Below are 17,230 nucleotides of genomic sequence, written 5' to 3'. Positions count from 1 at the left end.
GTATCGGGGCCACGTGGCCCCGAACGCTGAAGGCGCACTCTTTGGGGAGTACGCCGGTGGGAATGGTTACTCGACGGTTACGTTGATGTTGACGACGGAGCCATTTGCATCCCGGATCGACACGACCGCAAGTCCAGCGGCGACCCCCGCTACCGTGAACGTGTTGGAGGTTTGCGACACGGTGGCCACGCTGACATTGCTGCTCGTGACTGTGTATGGCGCAGCGCCGCCGGCGAGCTGGTAGGTTGGCGTTGCGCCGACCATGACGGTGATCGAGTCAGGAGCAGTGGTATACAGCGGTACGATGCCGGTACCACCGCCAACGGTCGCAACGACCTTGACGCTGGCGCCGATGGAGTCGAAGACAATGATATCGGCGACTCCCGCCGAAATGCCCTGAATCTCCAGCTTGTTACCGGAGACGATCGAGGCTTGCGCGACGCCGGCAGCACTGGTGGATGCCACGTACGGTGCCGTTCCGCCGTCGATGTTGTAGCTGGACGTCGCGCCAGCAGCAAGCGTCAGACCGCTCGGTGCTGTCGTGTACAGCGGCATCATGTAGTCGCCCAGGACGTTGACCGTGACGACCTGCAGGATGCCGGCTGCGTCGCGAATGTTCAGCAGACCGCGGCCAGCGGCGCCGGACGTAATGGTGAATTTGTTGCCCTCGATCGCGCCAGTGACAATCGCTGCATCGCTGGTGGTTACGACATATGGGGCCGTGCCGCCGTGGACACTATATTCGCCGGTCGCCTTCGTCGCCATGCGGATTGACTCTGGAGCAGTGGTGTAGAGCGGGACGCTGATCGTGCCGCCACCGGTGACGGTGATTTCAAAGCTGTCCGAATTACCGAGCACATCATAGACAATGACTGTCGCCGTTCCCGGATTTGCAGCGGTTACCGACACAGCGTCTTTTCCAGCAGCTGCGGCAATAACGTTTGGATTACTGATCGCCACAGAATACGGTGCCTGGCCGCCGGCGACCTTGAACTGCGATGTCAATCCAGGCGTGAGCGTGACTTTTTCCGGGCCGTTAATTGCGATCTTTGGAAGCGCCACGACCGGGACTTTTACCGTGATGGTAACGCTGGCGCCAGCTGAGTCGGTGACGATGATGCTTGCGTCTCCAGGGTTGACGCCAGTGATCTTCAGCTTTGGTCCTTCCACGGCGACCGTAGCAACCTTCAGGTCACTCGACGACGCTGTATAGGAAACGAAACTGCCGCCGCCACCGCCGCCGCCGATGGCGAAATCTGCACTGGAGCCGCTCGACAGGGTAACGACTGACCCGGCGTTGGTGTGCAGCGCGACGCCAGGTTTGCTTACGACGGTGTTGCCGCTACCGCCACCGCCACCACAGGCTGCAAGGGCCAGGGACGCGGTAACTACGGCCATCAGCTGTGCAGCTCGGCGGGCTGCGCTTGACATCAAGATACGACTCATCGATACACTCCAATGTGGAAGAAATTGTGTTGCACTGTACCAATATCGCGATTCTTTCCACGGCCGAAAGCGCTGCTCAAATCGTAAGGATTTCAGGGGACTTTACCGACTTGCGTCGGCGATTTCGCCCTATATCATGGTTGTAAGTTTCGATTGAGAAACCTTTAACCTGCTGAAAGACCATACCAATGATGAAACTCAAGACCTCCGTTGCTGCCATCGCCGTTTCCCTTTTCCTCGCTGCGTGCGGTGGCGGAGGCAGTGATGCTGCTTCCAATGCACCAGTGAGCGGTTCGCCGACCACCCCGCCAGTCGCTACACCAGCACCGACTCCTATCGTCCCGCCTTCGGACCTTCAAACCAGCGTTCCGTCGCTTACCTACCCTATGGCAAGCGCCGAGTACGAATTCGTCAACGCACTTAACCAGTTTCGCGCGAGCGTCGGCCTCGGCCTGCTGGCCCAAAGCACACTGCTGGACAAATCTGCACGCAACCATCTTGAATACGTCCTCAAGAACGACGTGCTAAATGGTGGACAGGTGAACATGCGCACCAATGATGCCGCGACCGGACGCTCGATGTTTCACATCGAGAACGCGACTTATCCGTTGTACACCGGCGTGAACGAGGCTGAGCGTGCGCGCTTTGTCGGCTACAACGGTGGCTATGTTGGTGAGGAGCTTGCGTTCGCAGGCGGTAAAGGTGGGCGCATCGCGTTGTCCAGCTTGGCAGCAACGATTTACCATCGAGCTGGACTGATGATGCAGGGCCTGCGCGATGTTGGTGTCGCTGTAGGAACCGATCGGTCGCAGACTGTCACCCTGGAATTTGGTTACGTGCAGCCTCAGTCCAATGCCAGTGACTTTGTTGGCGTCTATCCAGCGAGTAATCAGACCGGCGTCGGGCTGCATACTTACGTGGAAACGCCAAATCCCTTCCCAGAACTGTCGACCGCAACGGACGACTTTCCTACTAAAACCGGTTACCCAATTTCTGTAGTGGTGAAGGAGGGTGTTCAGTTGGAGGTGCTGACTTTCACCATGACCGAGGCCGGGGCGTCGTCGCCGCTGCAAGGCCGCGTCATGACGCGCGACAATGATCCGAATCGCATGCTCGGCACCAATATCGCGTTCTTCGTGGCGTCGGCACGGCTTAAGCCGAATACGACTTACACCGTATCGTTCAGCGGGCGTGCTGCCAACGTGGTCATCAAAAAGGACTGGAGCTTTAGTACTGGCGCTTGATGAAATTTGCCCTTAGAGGGCGAGCACCGTTAAAGAGGCTGAGCGCCCCATAACAGGGACTCAGCCTTTTTTCGTTGCCGCTATACGATGCGGTTGGCGCCCTAGCAACTTGGTGTACGGCAAGCTTCGACTTCTCCAAGATGGAAAAATGAAAAATGCCCCGGTTGAGCAAACATACCGGGGCACTTAAAAAGTTAGTTTGTCCAGGCTAGCTGCTGCATGGCCCCTGATTGACCCACTGGGAATCATACTCCTTGGACCCATCAGAGCAGCTGCGCTCATAAGTCTCTTCCCAGTCCATCGTTTCGCTGTAGCAGGTACCTTTCCCGAACGGACCAGTTTTCACCCATGCGCCGCACGTGACCGTTACTGGTGGAGGCGGTGGAGTGCAAGTTGGGAAATCGGAAGCACCGTTCGCGCAGCCACAACCGCTGTCATCTGTCTCGACAGTCTGGCGTCCGTCTGGGCACCAATAGTACGTTGTTACAGTCATCTGACCCGTGTATCCAGAGCCGCAACTTGTCTGACTGGAGACATTGTAGTCCTGGCATTGCGGCTCTTGCACTGGCGGATCGCCAACTGGCGGCGGAGGTGTGGTGGGCTCTGGTTCTGGCGCGGTCGGTGGCGGAGAAGATCCCGTTGGTTCATCTTCACATTGGCTGGTGTCCCAACCGCTGGTCGACGTCGACGGCGAACCGTACGTGCCTCCCGGGCAGCTGGTTGTGTGATAGCGCCACATCGCCCCTTTATACGGACAATAGGCCCACTCGGTTTCCGTGCCAGCAGAGCATGTCGGCGTTGGCGTTGGCGTGGGCGCAGCATCCTCGCATTCCGAGATGTCCCAGTAGAATGAAGTAGAAGGTTCACCGTAAGCACCGGCTGGGCAGGTCGTAGCTCTACGGCCATACCTGTACCCAGAACCTTCCGGACAGTCGAGGACGTATCCTGGGGCTATTACGTCGCTTTCTTGGCAGGTTGGCGCCGGCTGAACACAGCTTGATCCGTTCCATACAGTCGTGCCTGGGCATGCGCACGATTTGCCATCGGTCTGCAGCACTTGTCCGCTTGGACATGTGTTCGCCTCGCAACTTGGATTGCCAAGAAAGTCGTGCGCGAGTGAAGTTCCCCACGGGCAAACGGGATCGTTTTTGACACAATGAGCGATGCCGGATCCCTTCAATGTCCAGTAGGAGTCAGAAGGACAGTTTGAAGTGCTGATTGCCGGCGCACACGCGTCGGGATTGACCGCGCACTTATTGATTGAATTTACCGCTCCTGGAGCTGGCGCCGGAGCTGTGCAGTTGCTCGTGTCGAACTCGCGCGACTCGATCACGGCTCCGCTTGGGCATTCTTTCGTCATCGTGCGGAATTTCGAGCCCATCATCCCGTTATCGCATGCCGTAATGGTCGAGGCGATCGGGATCTTGTACGGCTCACATGCAAATTGGCTGGTGTCATTTGCATGCGCAATGCCGCCTGCCCAGAACGCGAGCAATGCAACGCTCATCCTTAAAAATTTCAAGAGACTCCCCTTTGATATAGTTCTGAACTGGTAAGCATGCTCCGGCCGCGTCGACGGCCAGAGCTAAACGCATCGCAATATTGCTGGATGCCTTGGGGCAACTGGATGTAAGTCGTTACCGATTTAGTAGTGACATTCCAGCTTCATAACGGCCGTGATTGAGTACGTGTTCGCGGAGAATTCCGCGCCTGTGTGATCTTTCAACTTGATATTTGCGGTCCACGTCGCGCCGTTATCCGTAGCTGAGACGAACATGGCTTGACGGGGCGGTGTCACGGCCACATCTACGATGGTCTGGGTCAGCTGGAACGAGTAGGCGGGCGTCCCTCCGCTTTCGCAGTTGGTTGGCTTGGTGACGATCGTGCCGTCCGCAATCAGAACCCTTGAAACTTCGACGCTTTTGGTCAGAAGATTCATCAACCGCACGTACCGTCCGTTCTTGCACACGAGTTGGACGCGGTCCACTGCCATTGCTAATCGCCCGTCGGGAGCGCAGGCCGCATTGAGTGCTGCTGTAGTGTTCACCGAGCTCCAAACTGAGCCATTACAGATATAGGACACGCCAGTCGCGTTGCTGCCGATCTGGCCTGCTGATGAGCACACGGCTCCTTCGCTGATGCCGTTGACAACATTGCCGACGAGTTGCCACGTTCCACCTGAACAGATGACCAGGGCACTCCCACTAGTGCTCTTCCGGACAATAGGCTCGCTCCCGCAAGCAGTACCAGGTGCTGCGCCGCTACCCACCAATCCAAGGGCGCCGGAGACGTTAATGTCCTGTGTTCTAAGCGTGTTCTCGACTTCTAGATTTCCTACGTTGTTGATGTCCTGGCTGTTGGCGTTCATTGGGCCTGTTAGCCTACGGCTGCCGTCAAGTCGGTAATATGGATTCAGCAGTGCCGTGATTCCTGAGTTGTTTCCGATACGAATAGCCAGTATGCCTGCTGTGCCAGCAACCGGGTTTATCATCGTTGTACCGCCTTGGAACCGAAGTTGCCCAGGATTCTCGGCATAGGACATTGCTCCGTCCTTTCCAATAGCGGCGAGAGCTATTCCAAGAACATCGGTTCGTACCTGGCCGCCAGTATCGCGGTATGCTGCGGTGGAATGGACCACGCCAGAAATGACGCAGGCAGGATCATCGGCGCTGACGTTGCAAGCAGCATCGCGAGTAATAACGATAATGAAATCAAGACCAAGAGCAGATCTTGCAGACAGGCGTGCATCAATGTATTTCGCTGGTGAGGCCTGCAGTTGTGCGATAGTTGGCTGCAGCGGCAAGGCGAACCCTGCAACTGCGTTACTGGTTTTAAGCGCCTGCAAATTCTCTTCGATGTAGCGATTGACACCGCTCTGGACTTCCTTCGCATACTCAGCCGTTGACTTAGCGTTCGTTTCGTCCAGGCCGTTGAGGATCTGGCTAAACTGGCTGGCCAAAAGAATTGTTGAGACAATCAGAACAAGGCCCAGCTCGATAAGAAGGTACCCCTTTTGACGGCGGGGGCGTATCTTAATTCGGGTTCGGGTAAGAGCGGGGGCAGGAGTGCGCGACATCGACGAATTCTCGGTGAATTGCTGTTGGAAGGGATCCAACGGAAGGCGCCGGGCCGCGGGAGGGCCCGGCGGTAGAGCTATTACTGCACCTGCATGGTGATCGTATTGTTGTCACCCGCGCAGGTGATACGCGATGGGTCCGGCAGGCCGCCGGCGGCCTTAACCACGTTCGCGCCCACGCTCAGAGTCGTGGCAGTTCTCGCGAGTGCTGCGACGAACGGTTGGCATGCTGCATCCGGGAACTGCGTGATCACGTAACGCACGCTATCGTTTGCGGCAGTGACGGTTCCAGGCGATACGGTGAGCGTGCCGCCGCCGAGCGCGGTCGTCACAACGCCTGCATTATTGGTCAGCGCCGGGTAGCCTGCGAAGAAACCACCGGTGTTGAGGCGGGCGTTCGTGACTTGTCCGTACTGGCCTTGATACGCACTTTTGACTTTGCCGACGAGCATGCTCATGTCGGTTGCCAGCTGGTTCGCTTGCGAACCGGTGTTGTTGCTCGCGAAGTAGGCCACGGCGGCCGCTACGCCGCCCAGCGCAATGATCAGAACCAGGCTGATCTCGACCATGCTCATACCGGCTTGTCGACGCAGACGGACGACCTTGCTCACTTGGGCGTTCTGCTTGTTGTTGAGGACTGCATTTTTCATTTTTTCTCCGAGTTTGACTTACGAGGTTAGTAAAGCAATGCCTTCATGCTGACGGCAGTTTTGAACATTTCGACTAAAGCAATGGTTCCAGCGTACATTCCGAGCATAGCGGCCAAGCACGCGGCCATTAATACGATCCGTACAGTGCTAGCCTTGGCTTTAATTTCTTCCGGTGCAGTTTTTAAGATAATTGCACCAACCTGCTGCAACATGACGGGCACGTCCGCATAATCTGAGATGTCAAGAATTCGGTAATACGTCGTTTGGTTTGCAATTCCGGTATTAAAGATCTCTCCTTTCCCATTTGGATTCGCAGCCAGATTGTCGAGGATTCGTGTTGTTTGCCAGCGAAGCCATGGATAGGCATTAAGCCGTATCTTGATTAATGCGTCACTCAGCTGCACTACGTTACTGTTGCGAACGGCAGTGATCATCCCTATCGTCGCGAAAAATGCTGCGGCATTAAAGTCCCGCGCCATTTGAAACGGCAATACGCGGTTGTCGAGCCACTGCCGATAATTGCCGACATAGTGTTTCAACGCCCATACGGTGAGCGCAACTATTGCGATGACAAAGACCATGTACGCCAGCCACCACGTGCGTACAATTTCCGAACCACCAAAAAATACCTTCCCGAGTGCGCCAAGATGGTTCAAGTCAACCCTGCTGGACAAGACGGCGCTATGCAGACGCGGCATAACCATGAATGCCTGCATCGCTATATATGCGTGAAACACCGAGATCATTATCACGGCCGAAATCATCAGTTTGTGTATTTCCTTCCGAGTCGATTGCATCGCCAGGATATTTGCACCTAACTTCTCTAATCCAAGCCGAAGATCGCCAGCAGATTCGGAAGCGGCCAGCGAGGCAAGGTCTTCGTCAGGGATCGTTCCGCGCAATGAATCCGTGAAGGTACCGACGTGGGCAAAGCGCTCGAGCCAGTAGTTGCAGAGAACACCTATGGACCGCTTTTTATACCGCTCGGCATAACGCGTGAGCAATTTCGTGACGGACTCGCCGGGCATGGCTTCCATCACGCTCGCTAGGTCGAGGTAGAAGTTGCCACGTTGCCCTTTGAAGTCGAACGCCGCGTTTCTAATTTTCCAGCTCAGGCGCTGCTTCATTTCTGTTCCTGTTTGTGTTCAGCACGCTTCACGCGCACTGTTCGTTGGCATAACTATAGAGCCCGGGCCATACCCCTATTTCCCAAGAGCACGTGTGAAATCTGCAGGACTTCAATTGCGGCGCAGGCGGCGGCCTGGTCGGACGGCGAAGGTGCCGACGAGGCGTTTGACGCCGACTGCGCTGGACCGCGTCCCTTGATCCTCGGCCATCTCCGTTTCGTATTGCTCGAAGGTGCCGAACTTGCGCTCGACCTCCCTTGGATCGAGCACACCGTGTGCGACGTGATACATTGCGACCTCGAGCGCGCTCTTACCTGTCGTATCCTGTTCGTCGAAGCGGGCCGTGCGAGTCTTGCGGATATAACGCTTCAGCTCCAGGTTCTTCGCCTCCCGGAAAAGCAGCAGCATTCGTGTGGTTGGTTCGATCATCTCTGCAACCACAAGGCGACCTTTTGTTCCGGCCAGTTCTGGCAAGCTCGTACGCAAGCATTGTTCGCATCCGCGAGGATTTTGGGCTTTCAACGATTTACGGCTGACCTGGAAAAGTCGTTCGATTCGATCGAGATACTTGTCGTCATAGACCGCTTCCGCATCGAGGCGGCAGCATGGGCAAAGTTTTGGCACGAGCGCTTGATACACCAGCAGATTTATGAATCCAGGCGTGGCAATTACTTCGCGCGGAATGCCCAGTTCGCTCGACACTAAACGCAGGGTGATCATGTCGATCGCCGATGGAGCGTGAAGCGTCGCCAGTGCGCGGTGGCCAGATTCGGCGACGTCACGGAACATGCTGGCGCTGTCGTGGTCACGAATCTCGGCAATCATCACGGCGTCCGGATCCATTCGCTTGGTCTGCCGCTTGACCGCAATGAAGGGATCGCCATCATCACTGTTTAAGCTCCTCGAGACGGAGAACTGGTCGGTATTCGGGATGAGATTTTCGACCGGATCTTCAGCGGTGATGATCTCCATCCAGTCCGGCATCATCGACAGCGCGGTTTGCAAGGTCGTCGACTTACCGGAGTTCACTACGCCACCGATCAGAATGCCTCCGCCGAGACGCGTAATGGCTCGTTCCCAGACGTCGATTTGTGGCGGGAGGTATCCGAGTTCAGCCAATGTTTTCGGAGCGGTTTCACTATCTTGGATGATGACCCGCATGACCACCTTGGTACCCCGGGCCGTCTTGTTCGAGGCCCAGCGGAACTGGACTTTGACGCCTTGGATCGTAGCGTTCACCTGGCACTGTTGCGGAGCATTTTCATTGAAAATGTTTTCGCTGCCGGCGCTGCTATGCATGTTGTAGACATAGGCAGTCATGGCCAACAGGCGGTCGGTCTTCACCACGAACTCGCGCGGCTTCGTGATCCGACCGTCGATGCGGAACATGATCTGCGAATCCTCTTTACTTTTATTGATGCGGATGTGGATGTCGGATGAACCGTTGTTGAGAGCAAATTCGCCGGCACTCTCGAAGAGGCTCCACAAGGCACTGTCGAACTTCCTGGTGGTGCCGCCCTTGCCTGCCTTGTGGAACTCATTGATACCATCGCGGGCCAGTTCATCCATCACAGACGGCGAAGCCAGGTAGTAGGCATCGCTTTCGATGGTCCAGCCTTTGTCGCGCAGGTTTGCAACCAGTGTGTCAGTGAGGTCCGTCCTCAGTTCGGTTTCGAGTAGTACGATTGCGCATCGATTCGTTTCACCTTCCGCGGTTACATCGATCGGGCACACCCTGTGCTTAAGCGCCGAGTTCAGTCCGACGACTTCGTAAAGCTTTTTATTGAAGTCGGGCAGGTCGTCTGTGTGTTCGACCTTCATGGCGTTCGCGCTTCGTTCGACCATGATATGAGCGACCGATGCAAGCGGTTGTGGTGCTCCGAGCGGTGGCGTCGGAGACATGCTGGGTTCGGTTTTTGAGGTCCAATTAAACATGGTCGATTATTTATGAAGCGAATTTGAAGAAAGGCCACGCGCCCAACGGTCAGCGGACCGCTAAAGGCGCGAATAAAGTAACTTTTTGCGCTTCGGCTGCGCGGCCCTTTTTACCTTTCGCGGAGCCTGCTGTCTTCGTCAGCCAGATGCCTTGGGGGCCAATCGAACTAACAACGTAATCGCGTACGACGCTGCCGTTTCGGACCGTATGAATGCGCCCTTCCATCGAAAGCTGCCCTTCGTAATAGGTGGTGCTGGTCCCGTAGATGGCGAGGGTTTCAGTCGGGTAGACAATCTTTGGTGCTCGCGGCGAAATGACGATTGGCGGCGCAGCTGGAGCATTAGGATTCGGCTTCGCCAGCTCGTCTGTCATCTTCTTAATTAAAATGCGTTCTTCAAGGTCGAGAAGCTCACCCACCTTGAGCTGGTCTTGCGCCAGCGCCAGACTGGAGAAGGCAAAGAATGGAATCAGAATAAGGGACCGGTTCATTTTTTTACTTCAGTTGGATTTCGAGAAAATAGTTCCGCTGACCGTTGCCATAGCCATTGATCGCTCAAGTTCGTAGGCCGGCTTGTCGGTGAAGCTGATGACAACGTTAGTGATCGTCGCGTAGTCGGGGAGCTGTTGCAGTCCTCTGAGGCTGCGAACAGGGCCGGCGAACTCCCACTTCGCGGCGCCTACCGGGGGCGTGGTCATTTCACCGACGTTGGCACCCGGTGGCAAAGCGAAGGGCACGTGGTCTTCCAGTTTGGGCTTGCCCATCGAAGAGAGCAGCTGCAACGCCGAGCCAAACTCGATCGTTTCTTCTCTCCTTGTCCTGGCAGCGTCGATGGCTTTGCCTTGCTCGATGAAGGGCATTGCGGAGTATCCCTTGACAGCAGTGATGGTGTTACCCGCCATTTCGATGCTGTCGAAGCCTTTACCGGCAGCGGTCATGAAAGACTGGTACGTCGCCTTGCTGTTCTCGCGCCGTGCGAATTCGTAAGTGCAGACGACCTGTTTCGAGATCGTGACGCTGCATGCTGCTTTACCAAGTGGCCAGCCGCCTATCGACGGTGATATTCCGCGGACAGGTGCGATCATTTCGGCGATTGCACGGGCAGGCAGGGCTACATCCTTTCGCCTGGCAGTAAGCTCCTCGTCGTAGAGAGTTTGGGATGATTTCTGTGCTTCCGCCGCCAAACGCTGGGCCTCAGCTGCCCGGTGCTCGTTGTAAGCATTAATGCAATATGAAACGATGAGGACAACGGCCGTCGCGCCGCCGGCGAATGCGAGTGGATTGACCAGGGCGCTCTTAACCCGACGTAGCTGAGCGGTACCGTCGACTGAAGTGATGAATGCTTCCATGGTCAGCGGCACGATCCCCGCGACATGTGCATCGCCGTAGATCTTGAATGAGGCGCCGCCACAGAGCTTTTTGAAGTCCGCGAGCAGGATGTCGAGCTCAGCCCGGTCCTTGACTACGGCATCGCATCCATTTCGCGGACGGCCTTGGTGCAGACCGCATGCAATGAAGCCCCCTCCCGGGATTTCCAGGACGAGCATTACATTCTGGATATCAGGGTAGCGGTGTTGGAGAACGATAGCCCCGGAGTACAGCGGCTTGGACAGCTTTTCCTTGCGATCAGCCTCATTCAGCACACCGTAATAGAACGCCTTCTCGTGCGCCCAGACGTACGGCGATTTGACCGCTCGTGCCTTTGCGTGGACGTCGGGGTCGGACAGGCTGGTTTCCCATTGCATGCCGAAGACGATTCGGTTGCCACTTACATCGAAGATCATCGCGTCCCTCTTACTCGGTCTCGCCGTCAGCGACTTCGGCAGTCACCAGCACGATGGTCGTTGAACGGGTCGCACTGGCCCGCAACGAGCCCCCGGCCAGGATGGGGATGTTGTTACCCAGCGTGCGCTTGTCGTACTGATTGGACCTGGTGTCGAATCCGGTGAGGACGATGGTTTGGCCGTTCCGGATCGGCACCTGCTGCGACGATCCTTCGCCCTCGATGTTCGGCAGCTGCACCGTTTGGGTGTTCTGGCCCGAACCAGACGTGAATGGATCAAGAGTTTGAAGCGTGCTCTGGTCGAGGGTCATGTTCAGCATGACCGTATCCTTAGCCGTTACCTCTGGATACAAGAACAGCTTCATGCCGACCGATTCTTGTGCAGTCGTGATGCCGGGCGTGCCGCCGGTCCCTCCCGTCGTCGCTGCGGCAGGCGTGGTCGATGCGACATACGAGAATGTCTTGCGCACGTTGTAGTAAATGCCGCGGCGGTTACGAGTGGCCAGGGGAATCTCGGTCGATGTTTCGACGTCGCCTACCTCCTTGAGCGCTTTTACAATGGCGCGGGATCCTGCCGCCGAACCAGAGAAGACCTCCAGGCCGAGTGAGCCTGCATTCGTCGATGCAAGGTTCGCCGCCGATCCGAGCGAGACGGTGAAGTCAGGCAGGTTCGTCAATGCGCGGCTGACCGCCGCGGAGACGTCCACACCCGCTTCGCCGGTGTCTCGCGTGGTGACCTTGATCGTCTGCACACGCAGCTTGACCATCCGGGTGACAGCGCGAACGCCACTCTTGATGATGTGGTCTGCCGCTTCGACGGACTCAGTTGTATCTGTCAGCGTGATCGCGCCGGTAGCTGGGTTTGCGAACACGGAACCTGAGCGGGTCATCACAGCTTCAACGTTTTCCTTCATTGCGGTCAGCTCGACGAGATCGCGCATTTGCTCGCCGACTGGCGACTCGTTTGAGCCCCGATTTTGAATAGCGTTGGCGTTACTCGACAGCGCGGTCTCGCCTTCAAGCGATGACTTGTAGCTGGACTTGGACGCCCTGAATGGCGTCTCCCAGGTCTTCGTGACCATGCGATAGAAGCGAAGGCTGTTGGACGTTTCTTCGTACTTCCACTTGATCGAGAGCTTGGTGGCGATGATGTCGAGGATCTGCGCGAGGGGAGCATTCATGCGGGGCATGTCGAAGCCGTTCGCCGACTCCGGCGGGCGCGTCCCATTTCCAGCGCTCGCCACAGCGACACTGGCTGGCGCCGCTGACGCTGCATTTCCGTGTGCGCCAGGCAGAGGCAGCGGCATAGGAGCGGCGCCCACTGGCATACCCGGTGGCATAGCTGCGAATGAAGGTTGAACCGATGCCGGGGCGCTTGGTCCAGTAGTGCTGACGCCGGCGGTCTGCATCGCCTTGCGCTGGAGCGCGCTCGAGTCGAGGTAGACGTCAGGGGCAATGGTGACGATCATTTTGGTCGCCAGCATGATACGTTCGGCGGCTTCGCTGAGCGATACCCAGTTCTTGTCGAACATGACCATCGTCTTCACGTCCTTCTGCAACGCGGCAGGCAGCGTGACCGAGCGCGCAAGGGGCACCGACTTCCCCACAATCCAGGGTGCATCCACTTCTTGCGACTTCTCGTACAACTTGTTCGATGCCGCCGGAGGCGTCGCCTTTTCGATGTTCCGGAGTGCAGCCGCTCGTGAAGTCCTGATGGCAGCCTGGGTGTCGAGCTCGAGCTTTTGAGACACGCAGCCGGACATCAGGAGGGCCGACGCGAGGACTGTCAGGTGAAGGGATGGTGTTTTCATTTGGATTACTCGTTCGGATTGCACTTAACCGTCTTGCGGACGACGCGGACCACGGCATTACTGTAGAAGCAAGGCTTGACCACGACATCGCTGAATTCTGTGGAGGTCAGCACCCAACGGACAGCGGATTTAAAGTCATTGCTCTTCTCGCCAGCAGTGCTGATTTGGATGTCACGGTCGACGTCCCAGACAGCGATCCAGCCGACCATCTTTGCCCATCGCGCAATCAGTAAGCGCAGATTTTCGTCCTCAGGGGCTGCGCGATATGTGTAGATGTCGCTGACCGTCGGACGGGTCTTAGGAGCAGATTGCGGAGATGCAGATTCTTGGGCGGTAGCCGCGGACGTGGCCAGCTTTGCGCCTGCGGAGGTTCCGGTGGACGCTCTCAGGTCCGGACTTGGCGTCGCAGGCTTGCCCGACGCGTGCGTGCTCGGCGCAGGCGTGACTACGGTCGACGCGGTGTCGCCAGCGACTTTCGATGAAAGCGCCTCGAGCTTTTCCGTCAGCTGCTTTATCTTTCCGTTGACGACCGATGGGTCGGGCGCCGCTGAGGTCGGTGCTGGCGGCACGCCGCGCACAACCGTGATCGGCTTTCCATTCATGAAGCCGCGGATCTGAGTCGGGACGCCTTTGACGATGAAGAATTCGCCGTCCGCAGTCGCGCCAGTGACGATCAATCCAGGAATCGACTGGAGAAAGGTATTGCGCCCATCGTTGTACACGTCGAATTTTTGCTGCGGCGCCAGCTCGGTCACGTAATAGCTGCGATCGTTCGCGGCGAACGCGCTTGCGGAGAAAGCTGTGAGCAGCAGCGGTGCGATGATGGATGTGAGTTTCATAGGCGATGTGGTATGAATTGGTGTAATTGTCGAATGGCAATTCGCTCGGCGGCCTGCAAGAGCACGCTTGAATCCGACCTGATTTGCGTTTCGTTGTCGGACCATGACGTAGGCGCCGGTTGGGGCTGCGCGGCCTCGAACCAAGCTGAAGGTGAATGGCCAAGAACAGCTTCGGGGCCGCGTGGCCCCGAACTTGCCGGCATGCGCCGGATCCCTCCTCAGTGATATGGCGCCATTAGCATGTCCTGGTTGGCCATGAAGATGAATTCTTGTCCCGCGAATAGCCGCAAAGTCGGTGCGATGTTCTTGTTGCGGTCGAGCAGGCTCTTAAGCACATCGTTCAGCGTGGTGGCGAACACTGATCCGGCAGTGGCTGCGCCGTTACCACCAGTCGTTCCCGGCAGTGTTGTCACCGAGGTATCTTGGCGAGGTAACAGAAGCGACGTGGCCCCGATCACCAAACTGCTTCCGAACATCTTCATGAAGTGGTTGTCGACGTCTGCACCGACACCCGAGGTGCCCATCATGTCGGTCGAGCTGTTCCCCGTCAGCGGAATCCAGTTGCCGTTAGGGAGCGTGAGCCTGGTCATCGCCATCAGAAGTCGCTCTTGTCCGACGATGACTTGGCTGTTGTAGACCCCGTTGATCAGACTGCCCTTCGGGATTACGACGAACCTCTGAGTGCTGTCGTAGACATCGGAGGTGATCCGAGCCAAGATCCGGCCGGGCAAGTCGCTGTTTACATTCGTCAGCAGGACCGCGCGGATTACAGCCCCCTCGCCGACTAGGTAGCGGCCGGCAGCGCTTTGCAACGATGCTAGTTGGGCACGTGTCGTAGCGGAGGCAGCCGCGCCAGCAAGAAACTCCTCGTTTGTTCCCCGGCTTTTCTGAGCCTCTTTTGGAGTCATGGCGGCGAGCATCTGCTCCTGCAAGGCCTGTTGCGATCGGAGTGCTGCGTCACGCTCTCGGTCACCCGTCAAGTCGCTCTGCATCTCAGCGAGCGCGGCCGGGCTTTTGGAGGCGTCGGACGCACCACCCTGCCCCATCAAGCGCACTTGGCCCGCCTCGAGCGGAGCGGAACGAATCTCCTCTTCGCGCTTGAGTTGGGCCAGACGGCGGCCTTCCGCCTCGCGCATCACCTCTTCGGACATGGCCGTTGGCATTGGGGCGGCAGGCGTGTAGGCTTGCGAACGGTAAGCTGCGTCCGATGGTGAGCCGTAGGCCGGAGATGTCGATGGTGTATTCGCTCCCACGTACCCACCGCGCGATGTTGTCGCGTTCGGCGGCGTGGGCGCTGGTGACGCGATCGAGCCCATGGGCGACTGCGACGGCGATTGCGCTCCAGCTGGTGAGCCTGGCATCACTGGGACCACGACTGGCTTCGGCTTCGCTGCCTCAGCCTTCATCTGTTGATACATCGATGCTGTCGTTGCAGTCTGCTGCGCAGTGTCGACGCTGATCTGTTCTTGTGCAACGCGCTTGCCAAGCTGGGGATTGTCGGGGGTGTAGAACAGCCACACGATCACCGAGCCAACGATTATTGGGACGGCATATTTTGTCGCAGTCTTAATGAGATTGCGTGGCGGTGCGCTAGATGCTATATCCTCAGCCGATTCTTTGGCCGGCTCACCAAAAGTCGGCGCCGGACCGCTCTCGTGCTGCGGCTCTGGTTCAAGAGTAGGCAGGGTCTCGAAGGGGTCTTTATTCGTTGCCATCGCTTACCACTTCGATCGGTTGTTCTTGAGGCCGTGCTTGGTGACGAAAACTTCGGCAGCGCCCAGCTTAAGCAGCAGGCGCTGCGCTGCGCGCTCGACCACGACCATGCGGCCCTTCACCTGGTAATTGATCAGAGATGGATTATGTTCGTCGTCTAGCAGGAATACAGCGGGGCTGTCCTGGGTGTCCGGCATGACCAAGAACGTGAACTTCCCGTTCGTGTAGACAGCTGTGGGTTTAAAGCTCGCCGTGCCCTCGATATCGAAGCCAAAATCAAGTGTGGTTGGGTCGAGGTTTGGGACAACTACTTGGTCGGCCAGACGCACTTTTTCGGCTTCGACGGCGCCGGCTTCAGCTTCTTTACGCAGTTTAATTTCGAGGTCGCGGTCCGGATACAGGAAACTAACTTTTTGATAGGCGTCTCCTGCAGCCGACTTTCCTGACACGAGCTGGATCTGGTAGGTGCGCTTGTTTGTCACGAGCGTCATCGATGTTTCGAGGTCATAGCGCAACGGCTTGACGTAGAGATTGCGCGGTCCGCCGCTAACGCGCCACTGCATCGAGTCGCCCACGACCGGAGTTTCGACGACACCCTCGTCTTCTGCCAGCTGAATATGGGTATGCATCTCCGGAAGGGTCAGCAACCGAAAGATTATGTCTGGCGAATAGTTGTACGTGACGATACGGTTCTCTTTCGGCGCAGCCATCGGCCTTGCCGCCTCGTCGACGACAATACGGGGCGGCTGCTTACTGGATGCCGCCTGGACGGAGGCAGTAGCGCCGAAGGCTATGGCCAGGCATGCCGCGATCTGGGCAATCTTCATTTTGAAACGCTTTCTTCGGTCGGATTGAAACTGGTGATGAAGAGGCCGGCCGGGTTTTTCATCACCTCAGCGCGAGTGCGTGGCTTGACGCGCGTGAAGGTCACGGTCATCGCATAGGTCGTGTAGACCGGTTGGGCCTCTGGGCTTAGACGGGTCACGGTGCGGAAGCGCAGCAGTCTGACATCGTCCTTGACCTTGTTCACGCTGATGAACTCATAGGTCCGGCTATAGCCCGGGTTGCTGTGCAGCGATGCGAGCGGGTTGTCCTTGTTGCGCAGCTCTTGCATCTGGACCTTGGCGATGCCGACCACCTGCTCGGCTGACTCAGCGAACGTGCTTTCGATGGTCGCGCGGTTGACGTCCCAGGTCTTGCTTGCCCACTGGTTCACGAAATAATCGATCGCGTCATCGTCGGGAGTCCAAGTTCCGACCGGCGTGCCATCGGTGACCAGCCGACCGTTTTCTCCCTGATTCACGACGACCGTCTCGACAGTCTTCAGCGGGAGAAACCCATTCCACGCGACCCCTTGGAGAACGTGGCCAGCTGCAAGAATGGCCGCGATGAAGAACATGCGGTTGTTCTGCACGTCCTTTTTAGAGCCACGAGCAAAATACTCCTGCGCCGCAGCTTGCTTTGGCGGGCCAGGGGCGAAGTCCGGCGGGTTGCTAAGGGCGGGTGCCTGCTGTGCTTTGGAGAGGGGAAGGTCATTTTTCATGGTTCGGATATTTTCGCTAAGGATTGATTGACGGCTGCGTGGATTGCGCCATGGAAATGAGTAG

The 17,230-nt window shown here is 57.4% G+C and carries 14 protein-coding genes; 2 read left to right on the top strand and 12 right to left on the bottom strand.

From position 1 onward, the window contains the following. Nucleotides 1–66: 66 nt before the first annotated feature. Nucleotides 67–1,398, bottom strand: coding sequence for a hypothetical protein (locus ACSQ25_RS24905; RefSeq protein ID WP_436108423.1), 1,332 nt, complete (start codon nt 1,396–1,398; stop codon nt 67–69). 236 nt (nt 1,399–1,634) lie between these two features. Between ACSQ25_RS24905 and ACSQ25_RS24900 the strand changes: the two genes are divergently transcribed. Continuing rightward, the gene (locus tag ACSQ25_RS24900; RefSeq protein WP_436108422.1) at nt 1,635–2,690 is read left to right on the top strand and encodes a CAP domain-containing protein; all 1,056 of its coding nucleotides are present in this window, start codon (nt 1,635–1,637) and stop codon (nt 2,688–2,690) included. Nucleotides 2,691–3,901: 1,211 nt separating this feature from the next. After that, complete coding sequence (locus tag ACSQ25_RS24895) at nt 3,902–4,246, top strand: hypothetical protein (RefSeq protein ID WP_436108421.1); 345 nt, start codon at nt 3,902–3,904, stop codon at nt 4,244–4,246. A gap of 89 nt (nt 4,247–4,335) precedes the next feature. On the opposite strand, the gene ACSQ25_RS24890 is transcribed toward ACSQ25_RS24895, so the two are convergent. The 11 genes from ACSQ25_RS24890 to ACSQ25_RS24840 form a co-directional block, all read right to left on the bottom strand. Beyond that, nucleotides 4,336–5,805 (bottom strand): type II secretion system protein, encoded by a 1,470-nt coding sequence (locus ACSQ25_RS24890; protein WP_436108420.1) that lies wholly within the window; start codon nt 5,803–5,805, stop codon nt 4,336–4,338. Nucleotides 5,806–5,846: 41 nt separating this feature from the next. After that, nucleotides 5,847–6,416 (bottom strand): type 4 pilus major pilin, encoded by a 570-nt coding sequence (locus ACSQ25_RS24885; RefSeq protein WP_436108419.1) that lies wholly within the window; start codon nt 6,414–6,416, stop codon nt 5,847–5,849. A 26-nt stretch (nt 6,417–6,442) separates the two neighbouring features. Next, nucleotides 6,443–7,543 carry a hypothetical protein gene (locus ACSQ25_RS24880; protein ID WP_436108418.1) on the bottom strand — a complete coding sequence of 367 codons (1,101 nt, stop codon included), beginning with the start codon at nt 7,541–7,543 and terminating at the stop codon, nt 6,443–6,445. A gap of 111 nt (nt 7,544–7,654) precedes the next feature. Beyond that, complete coding sequence (locus tag ACSQ25_RS24875; RefSeq protein ID WP_436108417.1) at nt 7,655–9,364, bottom strand: GspE/PulE family protein; 1,710 nt, start codon at nt 9,362–9,364, stop codon at nt 7,655–7,657. A gap of 163 nt (nt 9,365–9,527) precedes the next feature. Continuing rightward, nucleotides 9,528–9,968: a hypothetical protein gene (locus tag ACSQ25_RS24870; RefSeq protein WP_436108416.1), complete on the bottom strand. Its 441-nt coding sequence runs from the start codon at nt 9,966–9,968 to the stop codon at nt 9,528–9,530. A gap of 9 nt (nt 9,969–9,977) precedes the next feature. After that, nucleotides 9,978–11,261, bottom strand: coding sequence for a hypothetical protein (locus ACSQ25_RS24865; protein ID WP_436108415.1), 1,284 nt, complete (start codon nt 11,259–11,261; stop codon nt 9,978–9,980). A gap of 10 nt (nt 11,262–11,271) precedes the next feature. After that, complete coding sequence (locus ACSQ25_RS24860; RefSeq protein ID WP_436108414.1) at nt 11,272–13,071, bottom strand: type II secretion system protein GspD; 1,800 nt, start codon at nt 13,069–13,071, stop codon at nt 11,272–11,274. 5 nt (nt 13,072–13,076) lie between these two features. After that, nucleotides 13,077–13,910, bottom strand: a complete 834-nt coding sequence (locus ACSQ25_RS24855; protein ID WP_436108413.1) for a TcpQ domain-containing protein — start codon at nt 13,908–13,910, stop codon at nt 13,077–13,079. Nucleotides 13,911–14,128: 218 nt separating this feature from the next. Next, nucleotides 14,129–15,625: a TrbI/VirB10 family protein gene (locus ACSQ25_RS24850; RefSeq protein WP_436108412.1), complete on the bottom strand. Its 1,497-nt coding sequence runs from the start codon at nt 15,623–15,625 to the stop codon at nt 14,129–14,131. A gap of 3 nt (nt 15,626–15,628) precedes the next feature. Then, entirely contained in the window at nt 15,629–16,450 is an 822-nt protein-coding gene (locus ACSQ25_RS24845; protein WP_436108411.1) for a TrbG/VirB9 family P-type conjugative transfer protein, read from the bottom strand. Then, nucleotides 16,447–17,166 (bottom strand): VirB8/TrbF family protein, encoded by a 720-nt coding sequence (locus ACSQ25_RS24840; protein ID WP_436108410.1) that lies wholly within the window; start codon nt 17,164–17,166, stop codon nt 16,447–16,449. The genes ACSQ25_RS24845 and ACSQ25_RS24840 overlap by 4 nt, the downstream gene beginning before the upstream one ends. Nucleotides 17,167–17,230 lie beyond the last annotated feature (64 nt).

Source organism: Massilia sp. LjRoot122 (assembly GCF_964252725.1).
Lineage (GTDB): Bacteria > Pseudomonadota > Gammaproteobacteria > Burkholderiales > Burkholderiaceae_D > Telluria.
This window is presented reverse-complemented; position numbering and strand designations above follow the sequence as displayed.

What these genes read in the sequence shown, in the direction of transcription:
- ACSQ25_RS24875 (WP_436108417.1), bottom strand. Translation starts at nt 9,364, where the DNA reads ATGAAGGTCGAACACACAGACGACCTGCCCGACTTCAATAAAAAGCTT.
- ACSQ25_RS24885 (WP_436108419.1), bottom strand. Translation starts at nt 6,416, where the DNA reads ATGAAAAATGCAGTCCTCAACAACAAGCAGAACGCCCAAGTGAGCAAG.
- ACSQ25_RS24855 (WP_436108413.1), bottom strand. Translation starts at nt 13,910, where the DNA reads ATGAAACTCACATCCATCATCGCACCGCTGCTGCTCACAGCTTTCTCC.
- ACSQ25_RS24865 (WP_436108415.1), bottom strand. Translation starts at nt 11,261, where the DNA reads ATGATCTTCGATGTAAGTGGCAACCGAATCGTCTTCGGCATGCAATGG.
- ACSQ25_RS24870 (WP_436108416.1), bottom strand. Translation starts at nt 9,968, where the DNA reads ATGAACCGGTCCCTTATTCTGATTCCATTCTTTGCCTTCTCCAGTCTG.
- ACSQ25_RS24840 (WP_436108410.1), bottom strand. Translation starts at nt 17,166, where the DNA reads ATGAAAAATGACCTTCCCCTCTCCAAAGCACAGCAGGCACCCGCCCTT.
- ACSQ25_RS24850 (WP_436108412.1), bottom strand. Translation starts at nt 15,625, where the DNA reads ATGGCAACGAATAAAGACCCCTTCGAGACCCTGCCTACTCTTGAACCA.
- ACSQ25_RS24845 (WP_436108411.1), bottom strand. Translation starts at nt 16,450, where the DNA reads ATGAAGATTGCCCAGATCGCGGCATGCCTGGCCATAGCCTTCGGCGCT.
- ACSQ25_RS24900 (WP_436108422.1), top strand. Translation starts at nt 1,635, where the DNA reads ATGATGAAACTCAAGACCTCCGTTGCTGCCATCGCCGTTTCCCTTTTC.
- ACSQ25_RS24860 (WP_436108414.1), bottom strand. Translation starts at nt 13,071, where the DNA reads ATGAAAACACCATCCCTTCACCTGACAGTCCTCGCGTCGGCCCTCCTG.
- ACSQ25_RS24905 (WP_436108423.1), bottom strand. Translation starts at nt 1,398, where the DNA reads ATGGCCGTAGTTACCGCGTCCCTGGCCCTTGCAGCCTGTGGTGGCGGT.
- ACSQ25_RS24880 (WP_436108418.1), bottom strand. Translation starts at nt 7,543, where the DNA reads ATGAAGCAGCGCCTGAGCTGGAAAATTAGAAACGCGGCGTTCGACTTC.